Source organism: Nonomuraea sp. MG754425 (assembly GCF_021699195.1).
Taxonomy (GTDB): Bacteria; Actinomycetota; Actinomycetes; order Streptosporangiales; family Streptosporangiaceae; genus Nonomuraea.
The window spans coordinates 1-22216 of record NZ_SSXE01000167.1 but is presented as its reverse complement, the minus strand read 5'-3'; the positions used below and the strand labels follow the sequence as shown (position 1 = coordinate 22216).

Sequence of the window (22216 nt, the reverse complement as noted above, 5' to 3'; positions counted from 1 at the left end):
TCGCCGCGCTGCTCGCCCTCCCGGCCCTGACCCCGCAGATCGCGCACGCCGCCCCGGCCCCGTTCCCGAAGCGGGCCGGCAAGCTCGCCGCCACCGCCTGCCCCGAGCCGCCGCTCAGCACCGGCGGGATCCCGCGCACCCGCGAATACCTCGACACGGTCGTGAGCTGCCTCGACCGGTCGTGGTCGGCCTACCTCGCGCGGACGGGGACGCGCTTCCAACGGCCGGCCGTCCGCCACGCCGAGCACGGCACCGTGTGCGGGGTGCCGGTGGCGGACGTGGACGCCTTCTACTGCCACCCCACCAAGACTCTGGTCTTCCCGCTGACCGGCCGCTGGATCGACGGGCGCACCGACCTGTACCCGGTCAAGGTCGCCGCCCACGAGTACGCCCACCACGTGCAGACCCTCACCGGCCTCCGGCGCGCCTACGAGGCCAGGTACCGCGCCCGCCCGGCCACGCGCGCCGAGTCGCGACGCCGCTTCGAGTTGCAGGCCGACTGCCTGGCCGGGGTGTTCCTGGGCAGCGTGCGCGCGTCACTCGCCCGTACCGGACACGACTGGGAGGCGCTGCGGGAGACCGTGCGGGCCTCCGGCGACGACGGCGAGCGCCGCACGCACGGCAGCGGCGCGAGCCGGGCCCGCTGGCTCAAGCGCGGCCTCGACACGGCCGCCCCCGCCGCCTGCGACACCTGGCGGGCCCCCGCCTCCCAGGTCTCCTGACACGACGAGAGCCGCCCTGCGGGGGTGTCCCGCGAGGCGGCTCTCAGGTGTCGGGTGGTTCCCCCGAGACGGGGCGCGTGAGGATCACGCCCCAACCCCCGGCCCCCGCCCGGCTCATGACCGGGCGGGCGCACGGGAAGATCTAGCTCACTTGGCGAGCAGCGAGCGCAGCACGTACTGCATGATGCCGCCGTGCCGGTAGTAGTCGGCCTCGCCCGGCGTGTCGATGCGGACCACCGCGTCGAACTCGACGTCGCCGGCCTTGACGTGGACCGTCGGCGGGATGCCGGTGCCCTTGTTGAGCTCCTCGACGCCCGTGATGTCGAACGTCTCCTCGCCCGTCAGGCCCAGCGCCTCGGCCGAGGCGCCCTCCGGGTACTGCAGCGGCAGCACGCCCATGCCGATCAGGTTGGAGCGGTGGATGCGCTCGTAGGACTCGGCGATGACGGCGCGCACGCCCAGCAGGGCCGTGCCCTTGGCCGCCCAGTCGCGCGAGGAGCCGGAACCGTACTCCTTGCCCGCCAGCACGACCAGCGGCGTGCCGGCCGCGGCGTAGTTGACCGAGGCGTCGTAGATGAACGACACGGGGCCTTCGGGCCGGGTGAAGTCGCGGGTGTAGCCGCCCTCGGTGCCCGGCGCGATCTGGTTGCGCAGGCGGATGTTGGCGAACGTGCCGCGGATCATCACCTCGTGGTTGCCGCGCCGCGAGCCGTAGGAGTTGAAGTCCTTGACCTCGACGCCGTTGGCCTGGAGGTACTGCGCGGCCGGGGTGCCGACCTTGATGGAGCCGGCCGGCGAGATGTGGTCGGTGGTGACCGAGTCGCCGACCTTGACCAGCACCCGGGCGCCCTTGACGTCGGTGACGGGCTCCGGCTTCTCCGGCATGCCGTCGAAGTAGGGCGCCTTGCGCACGTAGGTGGAGTCGGGGTCCCACTCGAAGGTGTTGCCGGTCGGGATCGGCAGCGAGCGCCAGTGGTCGTCGCCCTTGAAGACGTCGGCGTAGTCGCGCTCGAACATGTCGCGGCCGATCGAGGAGTTGACCACCGCGGTGATCGCCTCCGGCGACGGCCAGATGTCGCGCAGGTAGACCGGCTCGCCGTCGCTGCCGAGGCCGAGCGGCTCGGTGTCGAGGTCGAGGTCCATGGTGCCGGCCAGCGCGTAGGCCACCACGAGCGGCGGCGAGGCCAGGTAGTTCATCTTGACGTCGGGGTTGATCCGGCCCTCGAAGTTGCGGTTGCCGGACAACACCGCGGTGACGGCCAGGTCGTTGGCCTGCACGGCCTCGGAGATCTCGGGCGGCAGCGGGCCGGAGTTGCCGATGCAGGTGGTGCAGCCGTAGCCGACCAGGTTGAACCCGATCTTGTCGAGGTACGGCTGGAGGCCGGAGCGCTCGAAGTAGCCGGTGACCACCTGCGAGCCCGGGGCCAGCGAGGTCTTGACCCACGGCTTGCGGGTCAGGCCCTTCTCGACGGCGTTGCGGGCCAGCAGGGCCGCGCCCAGCATGACGTACGGGTTGGAGGTGTTGGTGCACGAGGTGATCGCGGCGATCGAGACGATGCCGTGGTCGATCTCGAACGAGGTGCCGTCGGCCAGCGTGACGGGCACCGGCTTGTGCGGCCGGCTGCCGTTGGCGCGGGCGTTGGAGGCCGGCGAGTCGGAGGCCGGGAAGCTCTCCGCGATGGCCTCGTCGACGCCGTCGGCCACGTAGTTCTGCACGTCGTGGCGCCAGGTGGCCTTGGCGGCCGACAGGGCGATGCGGTCCTGGGGACGCTTGGGCCCGGCGATCGACGGGACGACGGTGCTCAGGTCGAGCTCGATGTACTCGGAGAAGACCGGCTCGCCCGCGGCCGGGTCGAGCCACAGGCCCTGCGTCTTGGCGTACGCCTCGACGAGGGCGATCTGCTCCTCGGAGCGGCCGGTCAGGCGCAGGTAGTCGATGGTCTGGCCGTCGATCGGGAAGATCGCGCAGGTGGAGCCGAACTCGGGGCTCATGTTGCCGATCGTGGCCCGGTCGGCCAGCGGCACGGACGAGACGCCCTCGCCGTAGAACTCGACGAACTTGCCGACCACGCCGTGGCCCCGCAGGATCTCGGTGATGGTCAGCACCAGATCGGTGGCGGTGGCGCCGGCGGGCAGCTTGCCGCTGAGCTTGAAGCCGACCACGCGCGGGATGAGCATGGAGATCGGCTGGCCGAGCATCGCGGCCTCGGCCTCGATGCCGCCGACGCCCCAGCCGAGCACGCCGATGCCGTTCTCCATCGTGGTGTGGGAGTCGGTGCCGACGCAGGTGTCGGGGTAGGCCTTGCCGTCGCGGATCATGACCACGCGGGCCAGGTGCTCGATGTTGACCTGGTGGACGATGCCGGTGCCGGGCGGGACGACCTTGAACTCGTCGAAGGCCGTCTGCCCCCAGCGCAGGAACTGGTAGCGCTCGCGGTTGCGCTCGTACTCGCGCTCGACGTTGCGCTGGAAGGCGTCGGGGTGGCCGAAGTAGTCGACGATGACCGAGTGGTCGATGACCATCTCGGCCGGGGCCAGCGGGTTGATCCGCGCGGCGTCGCCGCCCAGGTCGCGCACCGCCTCACGCATGGTGGCCAGGTCGACCACGCACGGCACGCCGGTGAAGTCCTGCATGATGACGCGCGCGGGGGTGAACTGGATCTCCACGCTCGGCGCCGCGCCGGGGTCCCAGTCGCCCAGTGCCCGGATGTGGTCGGCGGTGATGTTGGCGCCGTCCTCGGTGCGGAGGAGGTTCTCCAACAGGATCTTCAGGCTGTACGGGAGACGTGCGGCGCCCTCGACGGCATCCAGCCGGAAGATCTCGTACGACGCGTCGCCGACGCGCAGCGTGTCACGGCTGCCGAAGCTGTTCGCGGACACGGTGATTCGCCTCCTCCATAGACAGGTTTTCCACACAGAATCCTGCCGCACGGCCGGACCACACAGCACGTTAGGTAACCCTAACCAGCAGGCCGCGGCGGATGTCTTGATATCAAGATATCCGCAGAGTATCTCGACATCAAGTTAAACGGGCGCGAGCCGCCAGAACAGCAATCCGACGATCGCCACCGACAACACCGGCGCCAGGATCTTCTGCTCGAACTTCTTACCCGTCTTGATGCCGATCTTCCACGGCAGCACGAACTTGGCCCCGAGCGGCCACAACACCGGGCAGCCCCGTTCGGTCATGCAGTCGCCCACCACGTGGATGAAGCAGCCGACCGCCACCGCGAGCCCCAGCCAGGCGTACCCGACGTCGAGCGATCGGAACACGGCGTACAGGCCCGCGGTCATGCCGATGTTGATCATGATCGAGCCGAGCTTGTTGCCCGGGATGCCGACGCCGATGGCCCGCAGCGCCAGGCCGATGAGCAGCACCACCATGATGTCGCGGGCGATCGGATAGGCGCCCGCCAGCCAGTGCACCCCCAGCCCGAACAGCACCGCGAACAGCAGCGAGTGGGTGGCCCCGCGATGCCCGCCGGCGATCCAGGAGACGAACTTGCTCAGCCCCCACGTGACCGGCCCGAAGGTCTGCGCGATCGTCGCGCTCGGATGGTCGAGGTCGGGCAGCATCGCGGCCCCGGCGCAGATGATCGCCCCGGCGATCAGCTCGGCGGGGCTGAGCGCGGTGGCCATGACGCCCGTCTCGATGAAGCGGGAGGACTCGTTCAGCAGCGGCAGCGCCGCCAGGGGAGGAGCCAGCCCCAGCCAGGCGATGGCCCCGGTCATCGCGTGCGTGTGCCCCATCATGATCGGGACTGTACGGCAAAGGAGTCCTTTACGCGCCGCCGCGGGTCGCGCGGCCACATGGATGTGACCCCGATGGGTCCGCAAACGCAGACGAGGTCGCCTCCGCGGCGACAGCACCCCCCAGCCCTGCCGACGCGGAACGACCTCGTCTGCTCTGAACAACGAGCCCTTCGCCAATCCTGTTCCCGGATTCCGCAACTTTTTCGTGATCTGGCTCACTCTCCGGAGAGGCTTGCTAACGACACACTATCGATATATCTTTGACGCATCGAGAACAGATCGCGATATAGGAGGAACCTTCAATGACGCACCACATCGCAGCGAGCGGGCCCTGGCCCGGCGCACACGAGTACAAGCGCGCGCTCCGCGAGTCCCTGCACGCCATGACCGACGCCTTCGGGCAGATGGGCGAGCACCTCGGCGGGCGGGGCGGCCACGGCGGGCCGCACGACCGGCGACAACGGGGAAGGAGGGGCGGGCCCGGCCCGTTCCCGTTCGACTTCGGGCGCGGCGGCCCGTTCGGCGGCCCCGGCGGGCCGTGGGGCGGCGGTCACCACGGCGGCTGGGGCGGCAGGGGCCGCAAGGCCAAGCGGGGCGACGTCCGCGCCGCGATCCTGGCCCTGCTCGCCGAGGAGCCGCGCAACGGCTACCAGATCATCCAGGAGATCGCCGAGCGCAGCGAGGGCGGCTGGAAGCCCAGCCCCGGCGCCGTCTACCCGGCGTTGCAGCAGCTCACCGACGAGGGCCTGGTCGTCTCGGTGGAGAACGAGGGCCGCAAGACCTTCCGTCTCACCGACGAGGGCCGCGCCTACATCGACGCGCACGCCGACGAGGTGCGCGCCCCGTGGGACGAGATGCGCCCCGACATCGACGACAACACCGCCGACCTCTGGCACATCGCCCGCCAGTCGGCCTTCGCCATGATGCAGGTTCTCCAGACCGGGAACGACGCACAGATCCGCGAAGCGCGTAAGACTCTGGTTGAGACCCGGCGCAAGCTCTACCAGATCCTGGCCGACGGCGACCCGGGCGAGGAGTAGCGCATGACCGGCGTCGCAACCGACCGCCGGTACGGGGAGAGCGAGGAGTCTGGGATGGACCACAACGATCTCCGCATCGGCGACGCCGAGCGCGAGCGGACGATGGAGGCCCTGCGCGAGCACTTCGCGCAGGGCCGCCTGACCCACGAGGAGCTCGACGAGCGCCTCGACCGGACGCTGGCCGCCAAGACGGTCCGCGACCTCGCGCAGGTGACGGCCGACCTGCCCGGGCAGCAGCCGGCCTACGACGAGCCCGCCTCGCCGTACGAGATGGGCGACTGGCACGCGGCCATGCACGCCCAGCGCGCGCAGTTGCAGGCCATGCGGCACGGGCAGCGGGCGCAGCGGGAGGCGATGCGCCAGGCGCGGCGGGAGACGCACCGCGCCGCCCGGATGGCCGGGTGGCAGGGCCCTCAAATGGGCCCGGGCATGGGGCCCGACATGAAGCACTGGCGGCAGCGTCGCCGCGGGCCGCACCCGCTCGTCCCCGCCCTGTTCGCGCTCATGGTGGTCGGGCTGATCGTGGGCGGTTCCGGGATCTTCAAGGTGCTGCTCGTGCTGTGGCTGGGGGCCGTGCTGTTCAGCCTGGTCCGCCGCCGTTTCCACCATCGCGGCTGAGGGCCCGCCCTGATCGTTTTTGGGCCTTGACCCCGTCAAGGGCTCACCTGATGATCTGGGCGGGTCTTCGACGCGAAGGGGAAAGCCGTATGACCGAGCAGGGCACCGCGGTCCGCCGCACGAATCCGTTCACCGCCGTCGCGGGCGCGGACGGCCTCGTCCTGGATGTGCCGGGGTACCAAGCCGGTTTCGAGCGCGACCACGCGGCCTGCACCGAGCCGATGTGGAAGCTGGAGCGGGCGCAGGAGTTCTACGAGCCGGACGTGGCGAGCTGGCGGGCCATGATGGACGGCGACTGGGAGCGGTCGCTGACCCTCATCGGGGGCATGGCCGCGCCGCTGGCCGACTACTTCCAGCGCCGCCAGCCGGTCTGGCGGGTGCGGGTGGTCGAGTTCCCGATCACCCCCTACTTACAGTGGGAGCTGCACATCCTGGCGTTGCGCGCCGCGGCCGGCTCCCCCTGCCGGGTGCTGCCCGCCGCCCGCGTGGCCTGCCTCGATCCTCTTCCCGAACTGGTCGTCTTCTCCCCGTCCCTGATGTACGAGGTCCTCTACGACGAGTACGGCGGCGGGAGCGGCGGGCGGCGCGTCACCGATCCCGGCGTCGTCGGGCCCTGCCTGCGCGCGGTCCGCGCCCTGTTCGACGAGGGCGAGGACGTACGCGGCTTCCACGAGCGCGAGATCGTGCCGCTGCCGCCGCCGGCGGTCACCGACGAGATGCGGGCCGCGCTGCCCGCCTACGCGCACCGCACCGAGAGCTTCAGGGTCTGACGCAGGTCTCCAGTTCGGCGCAGGCCACGAGATGTCCGGGCCCGGCCTCGAACAGGCCCCCGGAGCCGCCCTCGCGGTGGTAGGGGCAGTCGTCCACGGGCGTGGGGTCGTCCCACGCCTCGTGCAGGCGCGGGACGGCCGACAGCAGTTCGCGCGTGTACGGGTGCAGCGGGTCGCCGAAGACCCGCTCGGTCGGCCCCATCTCCACCACGCTCCCCCGGCGCAGCACCACCGTGCGCTCGGCGAGGTAGCTGCCCAGCGACAGGTCGTGCGTGATGTACAGCACGCCGAGTCCCCTGGCCTTCAGCTCGGCGAGCAGGTTGAGCACGTCGATGCGGGTGGAGGCGTCGAGCATGCTGGTGATCTCGTCGGCGACCAGCAGTTTGATGTCGAGCAGCAGCGCGCGGGCGATGAGCAGGCGCTGGAGCTGGCCGCCGCTGAGCTGGTGCGGGTACTTGCCGAGCACCTGGTCGGGGTTGAGCCGCACGTCGCGCAGGGCCGAGTCGACCCGCCCCGCCCACTCGGCGGCGGGCACGGCCGGATGGTAGGTCTCCTTGATCATGCCGAACACGCGGTCGGCCTTGAAGACCGGGTTGAAGGAGCTGAACGGGTCCTGGAAGATGCCCTGGACGCGGCGGTAGTACTCCTTGCCGGCCCGGACCGGCAGGTCGTCGAAGGTGATCGAGCCGCTGGTGACCGGGTTGAGGCCGAGGATCATCCGGCCGAGCGTGCTCTTGCCGCTGCCGCTCTCGCCGATCAGCGAGACGACCTCGCCGGGCGCCACCTCGAAGTTCACGCCCTTGACCGCCCGGACGCTCCTGCCGCCGAAGGCGCCGACCCGGAATTCCTTGGTGACGTCGCGGAGCTTCAGCATCAGACCTTCCAGCAGGCTACGTGGTGGCCGGGGGTTAGCTCGGCCACCGGCGGGTCCTCGGCGCACTCGTCGCCCGCGATCGGGCAGCGCGCGCGGAAGCGGCAGCCTGGTGGCGGGTCCAGCAGCGACGGCGGGCTGCCCGCGATGCCCTCCAGCCTGCGGTCGGCGTAGCGGACGCCGACCTCGGGCAGGGCGTCGAGCAGCAGCCGCGTGTACGGGTGCCGCGGCTTCTTGACGATCACGTCGGCGGGCGCCTTCTCGGCGAGCCTGCCCGCGTACATGACCATGATCGTGTCGGCGATGTGGTGGGTGAGCGCGATGTCGTGGGTGACGAAGATCATGCTCTTGACGTAGCCGCGCTCGCGGAAGCCGAGCAGGGCGCGGGCCACAGCCTTCTGGGTGGAGACGTCGAGCGCGGAGGTGACCTCGTCGGCGATCAGCAGCGACGGGTCGAGCAGCGTGGAGATGACCATCACCATGCGCTGCTTCATGCCGCCCGACAGCTCGATCGGGTACCGGTCGAGCACCTCGCGGGGCAGGCCGACCTGGGACATCCGGCGTTCGAGCTCCTCGGCGTCGAGCGGGGCGCCCCTCGACCTGAGCAGCTCGCCGACCATCCTGCGCAGCTTGCGGGTGGGGTTGAGCGCGCTCATGGCGTACTGCGGGATGAGGGAGACCTCCCGGAAGCGGAACGCGTTCATCGCGCGGTCGTCGTCGATGGGCAGCTCGCGGCCGTCGAGGACGACCGTGCCGCCGGCGCGGCGCATGCGGCCGTCCATGCGGATGAGGGACTTGCCCAGCGTGCTCTTGCCGCAGCCCGACTCGCCGACCAGGCCGAGGATCTCGCCGTCGCGCAGCCCGAACGTCACGCCGTCCAGGGCGCGCACGTCTCCCCTGAGCGTCCTGTAGTGCACCTTCAGCTCGCTGACCAGCAGGCTCATGTCTCCCTCAGCTTCGGGTTGAAGACCTCGTCGAGCCCGACGTTGGCCACGTACAGGGCGCCCACGACGGCCGTGATGGCCGCGCCCGGCGGCACGAACCACCACCACAGGCCGAGCTGGAGGGCGCTCCACTGGTTGGCGTTCTGCAGCATCAGGCCGAGCGAGACGCCCTCGGTGGGGCCGAGGCCGATGAAGTCCAGCGAGGAGGCGATCAGCACCGAGCCGCCGAACAGCAGGATGAACGTCATGAACAGGTAGGAGCTCATGTTCGGCGCGATCTCCCTGGCGATGATCCGCCCGGTGCCCGCGCCGCTCATCCTGGCCAGGTCCACGAACTCGCGCGTACGCAGCGAGAACGTCTGCGCCCTGATCGCCCGCGCCGCCCACGGCCACTGCGTCAGCCCGATGAACAGGCCCTGCACGGCCACGCTGCGGATGCCCAGGTAGGCGTTGACGATCAGCAGCACGGCCAGCGTGGGGATGACGAGGATGACGTTGGTCAGCATGTTGAGGATCTCGTCCACGACGCCGCCGCGGTAGCCGGCCACGAACCCGACCAGCATGCCGATGACCGCGGCGATGCCGCCGCCGACCACGCCGACCGCGAACGTGCTGCGCAGCCCGTGCACGAACTGCGTGAACACGTCCTGGCCGAACGTGGTGGTGCCGAACCAGTGCTCGGCCGACGGCGGGCTCATGGGCTGGGGGCCGTACTCGTTGGGGGCGTCCGTGAACAGCACGGGCCCGAGCAGGCCCAGCAGGAGCAGCACGAGCACGATGCCGAACCCGGCCATCAGCTTGCCGTTGCGCACCGCGAAGTAGAGCGCCTCGCGCCGTACCCCGGCCCGCTCGGGCGGCGCGACTTCCTGAAGCGCGCTCATGCCTGCGCACCCGCCATTCCCGCCCTGGTCCGCGGATCGACCACGACGTAGACGATGTCGATGATGAAGTTGGCGATCAGCACCCCGAGCACGATGAACAGGAACGTGCCCTGGAGGAGGAAGAAGTCCTTGTTCTGGATGGCCTTGAGGATCAGGCTGCCCAGCCCCGGATAGGCGAAGACGATCTCGGTGACCAGCGCGCCGGCCACCAGCACGCCCAGTTGCAGGGCCAGGCCGGTGATCTGGGGCAGCACGGCGTTGCGGAAGGCGTACCTGCGGATGAGCCTGCTGGGCGCGCCGAGCGCGGCCAGGTAGTTGGAGTAGTCGGACTCCAGCTCATAGATGATCATGTTCCGCATGCCGATGGCCCAGCCGCCCAGCGCCACCAGGAACAGCGACAGGAACGGCAGCGCCCAGTGGTGCAGCAGGTCGAGCAGGAACGTCACCGACCAGTTGGGCCGCATCGAGAAGCTGTAGCCGCCGGCCACCGGGAACCAGCCGAGGATCACCCCGAACGCCCAGGCCAGCAGCACGGCCAGCCACATGTACGGCATCGCGGTCAGCACGTACCCCACCGGCAGCACGGTGTTGTCGAGCAGCCGGCGGCGGGCCGCGTACGCGCCGAACCGGTTGCCCACCACCCAGCTCAGCAGCACCGACGGCACGATCAGGGCCAGCGTGTACGGCACCGCCCGCGTGATCACCTCGCTGACCGGCGTCGGGAACAGCCAGATGCTGACCCCGAAGTCACCCCGCAGCAGGGCCCCCCAGAAGTTGGCGTACTGCTGCCACAGCGGCTGGTCGAGGCCGAACAGGCCGGTGTAGTAGGCCCGCATGGCCTCCACGGCCTCGGGCTTGTTGACGTTGGCCCGCGCGACCATGCTGGCGACCGGGTCGCCCGGCATGAAGCGCGGGATCATCCAGTTGACCGTGACGGCGACGAAGAAGGTCAGTCCGTAGATGAGCAGTTTCCTGCTGAAATAGCGACGCACGTGTCCTTGTCTCCGGGAGGAACCCTCCGCCCCGGCGATCGGCGGGGCGGAGGGGTGGGGGTTCGTCCGGCCGGCTCGTCAGGAGGCCGCGGGCTGGAGCTGGGTGAGGGTCTCGAACCCGCCGAGCTCGAGCCAGTTGCGCCACATCACGGCGCCGGTCTTCGGCGCGCCGCCCGCCGCGGCCGGCCAGTTCTTCCACACGCTGGTGCTCGACTGCGCCCACAGGCCGTTGTACCAGAGCGGGATCACCGGCATGTCGTCGAGATGGATCTGCTGGAGCTGGGAGATGACCTTCTTCATGCCCTCGGCGTCGTCGGTCTTGATCTGGTCGAGGTCCTGGACCAGCGCCCACGCCTGCTCGTTCTGGTAGCGGGCGAAGTTGACCGTGTTCTGCTGCTTCTGCACCGGGAGCTGGAACATGTACTCGTAGTAGGTGTACGGCGAGTTCGACAGTTGCCGCTCGTTGTTGATGAGCAGGTCGAAGTCGCCCTTGGCGCGCTGCTCGACCAGCGCGTTGAAGTCGGGGAACTCCGGCGTGATCTGGATCCCGGCGGCTTTGGCGCTGGCGGAGATGGACCTGGCCGACTCCATCCAGTCGGTCCAGCCGGACGGCACGATCAGGGTCAGGCCGATCTTGGAGCCGTCCTTGTTCTCGACGTACCCGTCGCCGTCGCCGTCCTTGTAGCCGGCGTCCGCCAGCAGCTTCTTGGCCTTGGCCGGGTCGAACGCGAAGCCCGACGAGGAGACCACGCCCTGGTCCACGTAGGCGTCCCACTGCGGGAGCAGGCCGGTCGGGCTGGCGGCCTTGACGAGGTTGCCGTACACGCCTTCGACGATCTTCTTGACGTCGACGGAGGAGGCCAGCGCCTTGCGGAAGGCCGGGTCGTCCATCGGCTTCTTCGTCGTGTTGGGCACCAGCCACGCGGTGTTGGCCGACAACATGAACGGGGGCTCGTTGTAGAACGTCGTCAGCCCGAAGTTGCCCTTGACCAGGTTGGCCACGCCGGGCAGGAAGTTGTTGCTGAGGTCCAGCCCCTTCTGCAGCAGCATGCCCATCGCGACCTCGTTGCTCGGGGTGGCGATGTCGACGATGTAGCGCGGCTTGGGCTCCATGTTCAGCGCCGTCTTGCCCCACCAGTCGTCGCGCCGCTGTAGGACCACGCGGTCCTGGTCCTTGCTGAGGAACGTGTACGCGCCCGTGCCCACCGGGTTCTCGTTGATCCCGTCGAGCACCTCCTTCTCCGGGCGGTCCTTCCAGATGTGCTCGGGGACGATGGAGCGGGTGTACAGGTTGAAGTCCCACTGCTGGTAGTTGGCCTTGGCGAAGGTGAACGTCACGGTCTGGTCGTCGGCGGCCTCGACGGCCTTCAGCCAGTCCCACAGGTGGTGGTAGGGGATGGTCTCCATCTTGCCGAGTTCGAAGGAGAAGACGACGTCCTTGGCGGTGAAGGGCCGGCCGTCGGACCACTTGACGCCCTGGCGCAGCTTGACCTCGTACGTGGTGTCGCCGGTCCACGAGCCGCTCTCGGCCAGCCAGCCGTTGAGCTTGGCCGCGTTGGGGTCGTAGTGGAACAGCGTCTCGTACACCAGGCCCTTGGTGCCGACGGCGGAGTCCCATTCCCTGATCGGGTTGAAGTTGGGCGGCGGCCCCCACTGGGTGCCGGTGGTGTAGAGCGTCTCGTTGCGCGGCAACTGGTCGGGGTTGGCGCCGGCCGGCGCGCCCTGGCTCTGCGACTGGGAAGCCGGCGGGGTCGGCGTGGCTCCGCCGCCTGAACAGGCGGCGGCGAGCAGGCCCGCCGCCACGAGCGGAATCATGATCCGAGCCCGGTTACGCATCGCTTCTCTCCTTCCTCCGCGCCCGGCGCGGAGGTACGTGCACCTGTCAGACCCCGACGAGACCGGCCTGGGAGCGCTCCCAGCGCCGGCACAAAGACGCCCGCGCATGATGACCGGTGAGCGATTCTGTTCAAAGTAGCCGCAAGCCCGTAGCGGGCTTGCTGAACCGGATAAGTACCGCGAACGTAAATTCCGCATGTCCGCGCAGTCAAGACCTGTGACGCTTTCGAGACGTGCCCCCGCAGCCGCTCTCACCCGCCCGCGGCTAACCGGTTCAACGCCCTCAGCGGGTGGGCTCGCCGCCTCCCGTTCCTACGAGGCCGCCCGCGCCGAGTGCGGGCGCTCGCCGGTCAGAGCCAGCCCATCCGCTGGGCCGTGCGGATCGCCTCCAGCCGGTTCTGCGCGTTGAGCTTGGTCATCGCGCTGGACAGGTAGTTGCGCACCGTGCCCTCCGTCAGGTGCAGCTCGGCGGCGATCCTGGCGATCGTGGCGCCCTCCCCGGCCAGGCGCAGCGCGTCGCGCTCGCGCTCGGTCAGCGGGCTGTCGCCGGCCGCCATCGCCGCCGCCGCGAGCTCCGCGTCGAGGTAGCGGCCCCCGGACTGGACCTTGCGGATGGCCATCGCCAGCTCCTCCGCCGAGGCGTCCTTGCCGAGGAAGCCGCTGACGCCCGCCGCCATGGCCCGGCGCAGGTAGCCGGGCCGGCCCAGGCTCGTCAGAATGACGATCTTGCACTCGGAGCTGATCTGCTCGGCCGCGCTCAGCCCGTCCATGCCGGGCATCTCGATGTCGAGCACCGCCACGTCGGGACGGTGCTCGGCGACCGCGGCCATCACCTCGTCGCCCCTGCCCACCTGGGCGACGACCTCGATGCCGTCCTCCAGGTCGAGCAGGGCCGCGATCGCGCCGCGGATCAGGTGCTCGTCGTCGGCCAGCAGCACGCGGGTGGTCATGCCGGCACCGCCGCCCGCAGCAGGTACCGGCCGCCCTGGCCGGGTTCGGCCTCCAGGGTGCCGCCCGCCGCACGCACCCGCTGCGCCAGCCCGGCCAGGCCGTTGGGCGCGTGCTCGCCCACCGGCCCGCTCACGCCGTCGTTCGACATCTCCAGCACCCCATTTTCGATCGTGATCGAGCAGCGTTCGGCCTTGCTGTGCTTGAGCACGTTGGTCGCGCCCTCGCGGAGCACGGTGGCCAGCAGCGTCCGGGTCTCGGGCGGGAGCGCGCCGATGTCCGCGCGCACCGTGCAGCGCACGTCGGCCGCCTCCAGCACCGCCCGTACGCTCGCCAGCACCTCGTCGAGGTCGATGGCCCGGTAGTTCTGCACCACCGTGCGCACCTCGCGCAGCGACCGCCTGGCCAGGTCGCGCACCTCGAACATCTCGGCCGCGGCGGCCTGCTGGTCGGCGCGCAGCGTGTGCTCGGCGCGCTCGGTGCGGGCCGCGACGTCGGTGAGGCTCTGCCCGAGCAGGTCGTTCAGGTCGCGGGCGAAACGCAGCCGCTCCTCCGAGACCGCCAGCCTGGCCAGGGCCTCCTCCCCGTCGTGCGCCTCCTGGGCCAGCCGCCAGAGCACCAGGTTGGCCCACACCGCGCCCACGCAGATCACCGTGAGCAGGAGCAGGACGGGAACCAGCACGAGCATGTCGAACCCGGCCATCAGCCCGGCGTACCCGCTGACCGCCACGATCAAGGTCAGCGACAGGACCACGATCGTGCGCTTGCGGACGTAGGCGGCCAGCATCCCCAGCCAGGTGGGCAGCAACCAGACCAGCCCGAACACCGCCAGCCCCACGGCGATCACGCCCATGATCGCGAGGATGGCGGTGGGCCGCGGACCGCCCCGGACGGCGACGCCGAACGGCAGCAGGCTCAGCACGAAGAAGACCAGCAGCAACACGGCGCCGGCCGCGAGGATCGGCCACGCCACCCCCGCCGCCCAGCGGGCCTGCAGGTCGACGAAGCCCACGAGCGTGAACACCACGATGATGTTCGTGCAGTAGACGACCAGCCAGCGGACCTTGGTCAGCTTCGGCGCGGCACGTACCCGGTCGAACGCCATCACGCCGGCACCACCGCCCGCAGCAGGAACTCCCCGCCCGGCGCAGGCCCGGCGGAGAACGAGCCGCCCGCCGTGGCCAGCCGCTCCGACAGGCCGCGCAGTCCGCTGCCGGGCGTGCCCGGACGTCCTGTCACGCCGTCGTTGAGCATCTCGAGCACGCCCCCGTCGATCCTGATCGCGCACCTCGTGGCCGTGCTGTGCTTGAGGACGTTGGTGCCGCCCTCGCGCACCGCCCACGCCAGCAGGGTCCTGGCCGCCTGCGACAGCTCGTCGGTGCTGGCCTCGATCTGGCAGCTCACCCCGGTCGCCGCCAGTGCCGCGCGCACCCGGTCGAGCTCCTCGTCCAGGTCGAGAAGCTGGTAGCCGTGCACCGCCTGCTGCACCTCGAACAGCGACTCGCCGGCCAGCCCGCGCACCGCCGTCATCTCGGCGGCGGCCCGGTCGGGGTCCTTGGTCGCCAGCTTGGCGGCCAGCTCGCTCTTCAGCGTGATGACCGACAGGCTGCGCCCGAGCAGGTCGTGCAGGTCACGGGCGAAGCGCACGCGCTCCTCCGCCACCGCCAGCCGGGCCCTGGCCGCGCGGCTGCGGTGGGCGTCCCTGATCACCCACCAGAGCCAGCGCCAGATGCGCATGGTCAGGACCAGCAGCACGGTGTTGACCGACTCCGTGAGCAGCAGGACCGGCCACGACAGATCGGTCATGAGGGCGACGTAGAAGGTGACCAGGGGGACGACGACCGCGCTCAGCCAGGCCGTGGTCCACAGCCGCAGGTAGAGGGAGGCCAGTGCCACCCACACCGCCCCGACGTCCACCCACAGGGAACGCACCGCGTTGTCCACCGGGATGATCACGGTCAGCGCCGCGGCCAGCAGCCCCAGGATCAGCAGCTTCGGCGTGGGCCTGCGGACCTGCTCGTAGGCGTCCCGCATGACGAAGGGGGCGAGCCCGAAGAAGGCGGCCAGCAGCGCCACGACGACCGCCACCCGCGCGGCGGGGATCACGCCCTCCATGCCCGCCACCACGACGGCGATCGTGCACATGACGAACAGCAACGCCATGGAGGCGTCCATCCAGTACACCAGGATCTTCCGCGCGGTTTCGGGACGCGTCGCCATCACGCCCTCCCTGCCCTGACGAACTCCCCGGTCAGCGGAATCCTATCTTCAGGGTGTGAGTCGCCAAAGAATTCGGGACACGTCCGGCTTCGGGGTGACTCCGCGCAGTGACAACCAGGCCAGGCCGTGGCGGGCGGCGTAGCTCGTGAGCGTGCGGGCGTCGCGCTCGTCCAGGTCGGCCTCGTCCGACAGGACGGGGGTCAGCGCGATGCGCCGCCACGCCTGGCCGGGGTCGTCCAGGCCCTGGGCGTCGGCGATCTGCTCCCCTGCCGCCCGTACGGCCTCCGCCATCCGGCCCAGGCGGGCCCGGTGCGTGCCGCGCGCCTCGACGGGGGCCAGCAGGTTGACCGTGCCCACCTCCGCGCCCGCGTCGCGGGTGGCGCGCAACATCTCGACGTCGCCGGGGGTCAGCCCGGACCGGCGCAGCGGCAGCGTGAAGCTGACCCGCAGCCCGCGCTCGTGCTGCACCGCCTGGATGGCCCGCGCCCGGCGCAGCACCGCGGCCCGGTCGGCGCTGTCGCGCACCTCGAAGTCGACCGCGGCGGCGTCGAACGCGCCCACCACGCGGCGGTAGGCGGCGGTGAGCCCGCCCGGCCTGGTGCAGGTGGCGGCCAGTTCCTCGCCGCCGGGGCCGCCGAAGACGGGGGCCGCGTCGCCGCCCATCGCCCTGAGCCGGCCGATGCGGTTGGCGACCGGGTTCCGGCCCGGGTCGAGCAGCGCGGCGGTCCGGCCGGATCCGGGGCGAGCGCTCGATTCGGCGGATCCGGGGCGAGCGCTCGGCTCGGCGGAATCGGGGGGAGCGCTCGGTTCGGCCGTTCCGCTCCTACCGGAGGTGCCCCCACGACCGGCCGGGCCATCCGCCCCGCCCTGGTCCCCGCGCTCCGCCGGGTCCCCTCGCTCTGCCAGGTCCTCTTGCCCTGCCGGGCCCCCAGGCTCTGCCGGATCTCCCTGCCCGGTCGAATCTCCCTGGCCGGCGGAATCACTCTGGCGGGCCGAGTCACTCTGCCGAGCCGAGCCTCCCCGGCCGACCGAATCACTCTGCCGAGCCGAGTCGCCCTGGCCGAACAGGTCGCTCTGCTCGAACCCGTCGCTCTGGCCGAGCGGCTGCCCTTGGCCGGGCGATCGGTCCTGCTCGGGTGATCGGTTCTGGCCGGGTGATCGGTCCCGTTCAGGAGATTCGTCCTGGCCGGGCGGCTCGTCCTGGCCTGTCGGCCGGTTCCGGGCGGGCGACTCGCGGGTGCCGCTCCACTTGGGTGAGCAGCCGTCGTCCCCGGCGACGAGGTGGCCGAGGACGTACTGGCGCACGCCGGTGCGGCGGGCCTGCTCCGGCAGGTCGAACGTGGGCTCGCGAGCGGTGTCCACGAACTCCACGAAAGCCGCGGTCGCCGAGGTCACCGCCCAGTCGGCCGGCGGCGACGGGGCCGGCGCGCGCGCGGCCTGCAGGCGTTGCGGCGGCGGTGCGGCGGCGCCCGCGGGCAGCAGGCGCACCGCCGTGACGGTACCGGCGGTGAGTACGAGCGCGCCGAGGACGGCGAGCGGTCTCGGGAGCAGGCCGGGCTCCCGTTGGTGCCGAGACATGGGCCACCCCGAGTGGTCGGTCGGCTACGTACGGCGATTGGTAGGGTGGACACTAGCAAGCCGGGCGGCGCGGCGCGGCCGGTTTCCGGTTTGCGTCCGTTCTGCGCGGATAATGTGGACCATGAAGCTGCGGATCTTCACCGAGCCCCAGCAGGGCGCGACTTATGACGACCTGCTCGCCGTCGCCCAGGCCACCGAACGCCTGGGTTTCGACGCTTTCTTCCGTTCTGACCACTACCAGCGCATCGGCCCCGGCGACCAGGGCCCGGGTTCGACCGACGCCTGGATCACCCTTGCCGGCCTGGCCAGGGAGACCTCCAGAATCCGGCTGGGCACGCTGGTGACCCCGGCCACGTTCCGGCTGCCGGGGCCGTTGGCGATCACCGTGGCGCAGGTGGACCAGATGAGCGGTGGCCGGGTGGAGCTGGGCTTCGGCACCGGCTGGTACGACGGCGAGCACGCGGCGTACGGCATCCCGTTCCCGCCCCTGGGCGAACGGTTCGGCCGCTTCGAGGAGCAGTTGGAGATCGTCACCGGGTTGTGGACGTCGGAGCAGGGCTACTCCTTCGAAGGTCGCTACTACCGCCTGGCCGACTCCCCCGCGCTGCCCAAGCCGGTCCAGCGCCCGCGCCCGCCGGTGATCATCGGCGGCTTCGGGGCGACGCGCACGCCGCGGCTGGCGGCCACGTACGCCGACGAGTACAACGTGCCGTTCCGCACCCCGGCCGACACCGGTGAGGCGTTCGGCCGGGTGCGCAAGGCGTGCGAGGAGACCGGGCGCGCCGTGCGGCTGTCGGTGGCGCAGACCACCGTGGTCGGGGCGGACCGGGCGGAGGTCGAACGGCGCGCCGCCGCCATCGGCGAGGACCCCGACGCCCTGCGCGAGCACGGCCTCGCGGGCACGCCCGCCGAGGTGGTGGAGAAGCTCGGCAGGCTCGCCGAACTGGGGGCCGAGCGGGTCTACCTGCAGATCCTCGACCTGGGCGACCTGGAGCACCTGGAGCTGATCGCCGCCGAGGTGCTTCCGCACGTGTAGTAATCGGTTGGCGGCGCTTCGCGCGGTTACGGCAGACTTGGGGCGTGCTGCTGACGATCACGACCACCGCCAGGCCCGCCACCGACCTCGGCTTTCTCCTGCACAAGCATCCTGAGCGGGTGCAGGAGTTCGGCCAGTCGTTCGGCACGGCCACGGTGTTCTATCCGGAGGCGGCCGAGGAGCGCTGCACGGTGGCGCTCATGCTCGAGGTGGATCCGATCGCGCTGGTCAGGTCGCGCGGCAAGGGCTCGCCCGACTTCAGCCTGTCGCAGTACGTCAACGACCGCCCGTACGCGGCCTCGTCGCTGCTGGCCGTGTCGCTGGCCGACGTGTTCCGCACGGCGCGGGCCGGGCGGTGCAAGGCCCGTCCCGAGCTGCCCGGCACGCCGCTGCCGCTGGAGCTGCGGCTGCCCGCGCTGCCCTGCCGGGGCGGTCCCGACCTGGCGCGGCGGCTGTTCGAGCCGCTCGGCTGGGAGGTGGACGCGCATCCCGTGCCCCTGGACGAGGCTTTCCCCGAATGGGGCGAGTCCCGCTATGTCGGGCTGACCCTGCGCGGCACCGCCCGCCTGGCCGACGCGCTCAACCACCTCTACGTGCTCCTGCCGGTCCTCGACGACGGCAAGCACTACTGGGTCGCGCCCGACGAGGTGGACAAGCTGATCCGGGCCGGCGAAGGCTGGCTGGGCGGCCACCCCGAGCGGGGCCTGATCACCCGGCGCTACCTGGGCCGGCGCTGGGCCCTCGCCCGTACGGCGCTGGCCAGGCTGGCCGAGCTGGGCGACGAGACCGAGGAGGAGCTGGAGCCCGCGGTCGAGGAGGACGCGCCCGAGGGCACGACCGCCGCGGACGAGGCCGCCGCCGCCGAGGCCGCCGCCGCCGAGACCGAGGCCGCCGAGACCGAGGCCGCCGAGACCGAGGCCGCCGAGACCGAGGCCGCCGAGGCCGAGGCTCAGAGCGACACGACGGAGCCGCCACCTGAGCCCACACCTGAGCCGCTGCCTGAGTCGCCGCCCGAGCCCCGGTCCAGGCCGCTCAACGTGCTGCGGCGGGAGGCGGTGCTGGCCAAGCTGGAGGAGCTCGGCGCGACCGCCGTGATCGACCTCGGCTGCGGCCAGGGCGAGCTGGTCGGCGCGCTGCTGTCCAGGCCCCGCTTCGCCAGGGTCGGCGGCATGGACGCCTCGCCGATGGCGCTCACCATCGCCGCCCGCAAGCTGCGCCTCGAGCGCATGCCCGACGCCAAGCGGGCCCGGCTCACACTCTTCCAGGGCGCGCTGACGTACACCGACAAGCGGCTGTCCGGCTACGACGCCGCCGTCCTCATGGAGGTGGTCGAGCATGTGGACCCGCCGCGCCTGGCCGCGCTCGAACACGTCGTGTTCGGCCGCGCCAAGCCCCGCCACGTGATCGTCACCACGCCCAACACCGAGTACAACGTCCGCTACGCGTTCGTGACCGGGCTGCGCCACCCCGACCACCGCTTCGAGTGGACCAGGGCCGAGTTCACCGGCTGGGCCACCCGGGTGGCCGCCCTGTACGGCTACCAGGTCTCCTTCGTCCCGGTCGGCGACGACGACCCCGAGCTCGGCCCGCCGACCCAGATGGGAGTGTTCACCCGTGATCAGCGTTCCTGAGCTGTCCCTCGTGGTGCTGGTCGGCGTGTCGGGCAGCGGCAAGTCCACGTTCGCGGCCCGGCACTTCAAGCCCACGCAGGTCATCTCCTCCGACTTCTGCCGCGGCCTGGTCTCCGACGACGAGACCGACCAGTCGGCCACCCCGGCGGCCTTCGACCTGCTGCACCACATCGTCGGCGTGCGCCTGGCCAGGGGCCTGTTCACCGTGGTCGACGCCACCAACGTCCAGTACGCGGCCCGGCGCAGCCTCATCGACCTGGCCAGGAGACACAACGTGCTGGCCGACGCGATCGTCCTCGACGTGCCCGAGGACGTCGCGATCGAGCGCAACAGCGCCCGCCCCGACCGTCCCTTCGGCCCGGGTGTGGTGATCAGGCAGCGCAAGGACCTGCGGCGCTCGCTCGGCAAGATCTCGGCCGACGGCTTCCGGCGGGTGCACGTGCTGCGCGGCCTGGAGGAGATCGACGCCGCGCGGGTCACGTACGAGAAGTCGTGGTCCGACAGGACCGAGCTGACCGGCCCGTTCGACATCATCGGCGACGTGCACGGCTGCCGCGCGGAGCTGGAGACGCTGCTGCACGAGCTGGGCTGGCGGCCGGACGGAGCGGTGCCGCGGCACCCGGAGGGCCGCACGGCGGTGTTCGTCGGCGACCTGGTCGACCGCGGCCCCGACACCCCGGGCGTGCTGCGCCTGGTCATGGACATGGTCGAGGCCGGCACCGCGATCTGCGTGTCCGGCAACCACGAGCAGAAGCTGGTGCGCGCCCTGCGCGGGCGCAAGGTCACGGTCGCGCACGGCCTGCGGGAGTCGCTCGACCAGCTCGCCGCGCAGCCGCCCGAGTTCGTGGAGCGGGCCAGGATGTTCATGGACGGCCTGATCAGCCACTACCGGCTGGACGGCGGCCGGCTCGTGGTCGCGCACGCGGGGCTCAAGGAGGAGTACCACGGCCGCGCCTCCGGCCGGGTGCGCGCGTTCGCCCTGTACGGCGACACGACGGGCGAGACCGACGAGTACGGCCTGCCGGTCCGCTACCCGTGGGCCGACGAGTACCGCGGCCGGGCCATGGTCGTCTACGGCCACACGCCGACGACCCGTCCCGAGTGGGTCAACAACACGATCTGCCTCGACACCGGCGTCGTGTTCGGCGGCCACCTGACCGCGCTGCGCTACCCGGAGCGGCAGCTCGTCCAGGTCCCGGCGGAGAAGGTCTGGTACGAGCCGGCCAAGCCCCTGGCGGCCACCGCCGGCCGCGACCCGGGCATGCTGGACATCAACGACGTGATCGGCACCCGGCACGTCGAGACCAGGTTCGGCGCGCGGGTCAAGATCATGGAACCGAACGCCGCCGCCGCGCTGGAGGTCATGAGCCGTTTCGCGGTGGACCCGCGCTGGCTGGTGTACCTGCCGCCGACCATGGCCCCGCCGGAGACGTCCAGGCTCGACGGCTACCTGGAGCACCCGCACGAGGCGTTCGAGGAGTACGCCGCGGCCGGGGTGCGCGAGGTCGTGTGCGAGGAGAAGCACATGGGGTCGCGGGCGGTGGCCGTGCTGTGCCGTACGCCGGAGGTGGCCGCGGCCAGGTTCGGCGTGACCGACGGCGGTGCGGGCGCGCTCTACACGCGTACCGGGCGGCCGTTCTTCGCCGACACCGGGCCGCTGGTGGAGCGGCTGCGGCAGGCGTGCGAGCCGCTCTGGGCGGAGCTGGAGTCCGACTGGGTGGTGCTCGACTGCGAGTTGCTGCCGTGGTCGGCCAAGGCCGGCGAGCTGATCAGGTCGCAGTACGCCTCCGTGGGGGCCGCCGCGCGGGCCGCGCTGCCCGAAGCGGTCTCGGCCCTGGAGGCGGCGGCCGGGCGCGGGCTGGGTGTGAGCGAGTTGCTCGACCGCACCCGGCGCCGCCACCACAACGCTGCCCTGTTCCGCGACGCTTATGCCCGTTACTGCTGGCCCGTCGACGGCCTGGAGGGGATCCGGGTGGCGCCGTTCCAGATCCTGGCCTGCGAGGGACGGGCCACGGCGCTGGAGCCGCACGCCTGGCACCTGGCCACCCTGGCCGCGCTCGACGCGCCGCTGATCACCCAGACCCGGCACGTCTTCGTCTCGCTGGACTCGCCGGAGTCCAGGGCGGAGGCGACCGCGTGGTGGGAGTCGATGACGGCCGGCGGGGGCGAGGGCATGGTGGTCAAGCCCGCCTCGTACGCGCCCGGCCGGGTGCAGCCGGGGGTCAAGGTGCGCGGACGCGAGTACCTGCGCATCATCTACGGCCCCGACTACACCGAGTCGCTCGACGTGCTGCGGCGGCGCTTCCTCGGCAAGAAGCGCTCGCTGGCGCTGCGCGAGCACGTCCTCGGGCTGGAGGCGCTGTCGCGGCTGGCGGA

Annotated in this window: 18 protein-coding genes; 7 read left to right on the top strand and 11 right to left on the bottom strand. The window is 71.4% G+C overall.

Annotation, left to right across the window (positions count from 1 at the left end; genetic code table 11):
• Nucleotides 1-722, top strand: a 722-nt coding sequence (locus FAF44_RS40430; protein ID WP_308193464.1) for a neutral zinc metallopeptidase, incomplete at its 5' end; no start/stop codon positions are given.
• A gap of 147 nt (nt 723-869) precedes the next feature.
• Here FAF44_RS40430 and acnA read toward each other — a convergent pair.
• Both acnA and FAF44_RS40420 read right to left on the bottom strand, forming a co-directional pair.
• A complete protein-coding gene (gene acnA, locus FAF44_RS40425; RefSeq protein WP_308193463.1) occupies nt 870-3602 on the bottom strand; it encodes an aconitate hydratase AcnA in 2733 nt (910 codons plus the stop codon).
• 144 nt (nt 3603-3746) lie between these two features.
• Nucleotides 3747-4475, bottom strand: a complete 729-nt coding sequence (locus tag FAF44_RS40420; RefSeq protein ID WP_237108670.1) for a metal-dependent hydrolase — start codon at nt 4473-4475, stop codon at nt 3747-3749.
• 302 nt (nt 4476-4777) lie between these two features.
• Between FAF44_RS40420 and FAF44_RS40415 the strand changes: the two genes are divergently transcribed.
• The 3 genes from FAF44_RS40415 to FAF44_RS40405 all read left to right on the top strand — a co-directional run bounded on the left by FAF44_RS40415 (nt 4778) and on the right by FAF44_RS40405 (nt 6903).
• Complete coding sequence (locus FAF44_RS40415) at nt 4778-5515, top strand: PadR family transcriptional regulator (RefSeq protein ID WP_237108669.1); 738 nt, start codon at nt 4778-4780, stop codon at nt 5513-5515.
• Between the two features lie 3 nt (nt 5516-5518).
• The gene (locus FAF44_RS40410) at nt 5519-6133 is read left to right on the top strand and encodes a DUF1707 domain-containing protein (RefSeq protein ID WP_237108668.1); all 615 of its coding nucleotides are present in this window, start codon (nt 5519-5521) and stop codon (nt 6131-6133) included.
• Nucleotides 6134-6222: 89 nt separating this feature from the next.
• Nucleotides 6223-6903 (top strand): DUF6879 family protein, encoded by a 681-nt coding sequence (locus tag FAF44_RS40405; RefSeq protein ID WP_237108667.1) that lies wholly within the window; start codon nt 6223-6225, stop codon nt 6901-6903.
• Here FAF44_RS40405 and FAF44_RS40400 read toward each other — a convergent pair.
• The 9 genes from FAF44_RS40400 to FAF44_RS40360 form a co-directional block, all read right to left on the bottom strand.
• Nucleotides 6893-7777 (bottom strand): ABC transporter ATP-binding protein, encoded by an 885-nt coding sequence (locus tag FAF44_RS40400; protein WP_237108666.1) that lies wholly within the window; start codon nt 7775-7777, stop codon nt 6893-6895. The genes FAF44_RS40405 and FAF44_RS40400 overlap by 11 nt on opposite strands.
• Nucleotides 7777-8718, bottom strand: coding sequence for an ABC transporter ATP-binding protein (locus tag FAF44_RS40395; protein WP_237108665.1), 942 nt, complete (start codon nt 8716-8718; stop codon nt 7777-7779). Before FAF44_RS40395 ends, FAF44_RS40400 begins: the two co-directional genes overlap by 1 nt.
• Complete coding sequence (locus tag FAF44_RS40390) at nt 8715-9599, bottom strand: ABC transporter permease (RefSeq protein WP_237108664.1); 885 nt, start codon at nt 9597-9599, stop codon at nt 8715-8717. Before FAF44_RS40390 ends, FAF44_RS40395 begins: the two co-directional genes overlap by 4 nt.
• Nucleotides 9596-10591 carry an ABC transporter permease gene (locus FAF44_RS40385; RefSeq protein ID WP_237108663.1) on the bottom strand — a complete coding sequence of 332 codons (996 nt, stop codon included), beginning with the start codon at nt 10589-10591 and terminating at the stop codon, nt 9596-9598. Before FAF44_RS40385 ends, FAF44_RS40390 begins: the two co-directional genes overlap by 4 nt.
• 78 nt (nt 10592-10669) lie before the next feature.
• On the bottom strand, nt 10670-12427 hold the full coding sequence (locus FAF44_RS40380; RefSeq protein WP_237108662.1) for an ABC transporter substrate-binding protein: 1758 nt from the start codon (nt 12425-12427) through the stop codon (nt 10670-10672).
• A gap of 350 nt (nt 12428-12777) precedes the next feature.
• Nucleotides 12778-13377, bottom strand: a complete 600-nt coding sequence (locus FAF44_RS40375; RefSeq protein ID WP_237108661.1) for a response regulator transcription factor — start codon at nt 13375-13377, stop codon at nt 12778-12780.
• The gene (locus tag FAF44_RS40370; RefSeq protein WP_237108671.1) at nt 13374-14480 is read right to left on the bottom strand and encodes a sensor histidine kinase; all 1107 of its coding nucleotides are present in this window, start codon (nt 14478-14480) and stop codon (nt 13374-13376) included. The genes FAF44_RS40375 and FAF44_RS40370 overlap by 4 nt, the downstream gene beginning before the upstream one ends.
• Nucleotides 14480-15595: a sensor histidine kinase gene (locus FAF44_RS40365; RefSeq protein ID WP_237108660.1), complete on the bottom strand. Its 1116-nt coding sequence runs from the start codon at nt 15593-15595 to the stop codon at nt 14480-14482. Before FAF44_RS40365 ends, FAF44_RS40370 begins: the two co-directional genes overlap by 1 nt.
• 48 nt (nt 15596-15643) lie before the next feature.
• Nucleotides 15644-17173 (bottom strand): hypothetical protein, encoded by a 1530-nt coding sequence (locus FAF44_RS40360; protein WP_237108659.1) that lies wholly within the window; start codon nt 17171-17173, stop codon nt 15644-15646.
• Nucleotides 17174-17294: 121 nt separating this feature from the next.
• Here FAF44_RS40360 and FAF44_RS40355 point away from each other — a divergent pair, with 121 nt between their 5' ends.
• The 3 genes from FAF44_RS40355 to FAF44_RS40345 form a co-directional block, all read left to right on the top strand.
• Nucleotides 17295-18209 carry an LLM class F420-dependent oxidoreductase gene (locus tag FAF44_RS40355; protein WP_237108658.1) on the top strand — a complete coding sequence of 305 codons (915 nt, stop codon included), beginning with the start codon at nt 17295-17297 and terminating at the stop codon, nt 18207-18209.
• 44 nt (nt 18210-18253) lie between these two features.
• Nucleotides 18254-19840: a 3' terminal RNA ribose 2'-O-methyltransferase Hen1 gene (locus tag FAF44_RS40350; protein WP_237108657.1), complete on the top strand. Its 1587-nt coding sequence runs from the start codon at nt 18254-18256 to the stop codon at nt 19838-19840.
• The coding region (locus tag FAF44_RS40345) for a polynucleotide kinase-phosphatase (RefSeq protein ID WP_237108656.1) at nt 19824-22216 on the top strand (2393 nt) is incomplete at its 3' end. The genes FAF44_RS40350 and FAF44_RS40345, both read left to right, overlap by 17 nt.

Bases quoted from the DNA above. Each gene is read 5' to 3' on its own strand.
- FAF44_RS40420 (WP_237108670.1), bottom strand. From the start codon at position 4,475: ATGATGGGGCACACGCACGCGATGACCGGGGCCATCGCCTGGCTGGGG.
- FAF44_RS40415 (WP_237108669.1), top strand. From the start codon at position 4,778: ATGACGCACCACATCGCAGCGAGCGGGCCCTGGCCCGGCGCACACGAG.
- FAF44_RS40410 (WP_237108668.1), top strand. From the start codon at position 5,519: ATGACCGGCGTCGCAACCGACCGCCGGTACGGGGAGAGCGAGGAGTCT.
- FAF44_RS40405 (WP_237108667.1), top strand. From the start codon at position 6,223: ATGACCGAGCAGGGCACCGCGGTCCGCCGCACGAATCCGTTCACCGCC.
- FAF44_RS40400 (WP_237108666.1), bottom strand. From the start codon at position 7,777: ATGCTGAAGCTCCGCGACGTCACCAAGGAATTCCGGGTCGGCGCCTTC.
- FAF44_RS40395 (WP_237108665.1), bottom strand. From the start codon at position 8,718: ATGAGCCTGCTGGTCAGCGAGCTGAAGGTGCACTACAGGACGCTCAGG.
- FAF44_RS40390 (WP_237108664.1), bottom strand. From the start codon at position 9,599: ATGAGCGCGCTTCAGGAAGTCGCGCCGCCCGAGCGGGCCGGGGTACGG.
- FAF44_RS40380 (WP_237108662.1), bottom strand. From the start codon at position 12,427: ATGCGTAACCGGGCTCGGATCATGATTCCGCTCGTGGCGGCGGGCCTG.
- FAF44_RS40375 (WP_237108661.1), bottom strand. From the start codon at position 13,377: ATGACCACCCGCGTGCTGCTGGCCGACGACGAGCACCTGATCCGCGGC.
- FAF44_RS40370 (WP_237108671.1), bottom strand. From the start codon at position 14,480: ATGGCGTTCGACCGGGTACGTGCCGCGCCGAAGCTGACCAAGGTCCGC.
- FAF44_RS40365 (WP_237108660.1), bottom strand. From the start codon at position 15,595: ATGGCGACGCGTCCCGAAACCGCGCGGAAGATCCTGGTGTACTGGATG.
- FAF44_RS40360 (WP_237108659.1), bottom strand. From the start codon at position 17,173: ATGTCTCGGCACCAACGGGAGCCCGGCCTGCTCCCGAGACCGCTCGCC.
- FAF44_RS40355 (WP_237108658.1), top strand. From the start codon at position 17,295: ATGAAGCTGCGGATCTTCACCGAGCCCCAGCAGGGCGCGACTTATGAC.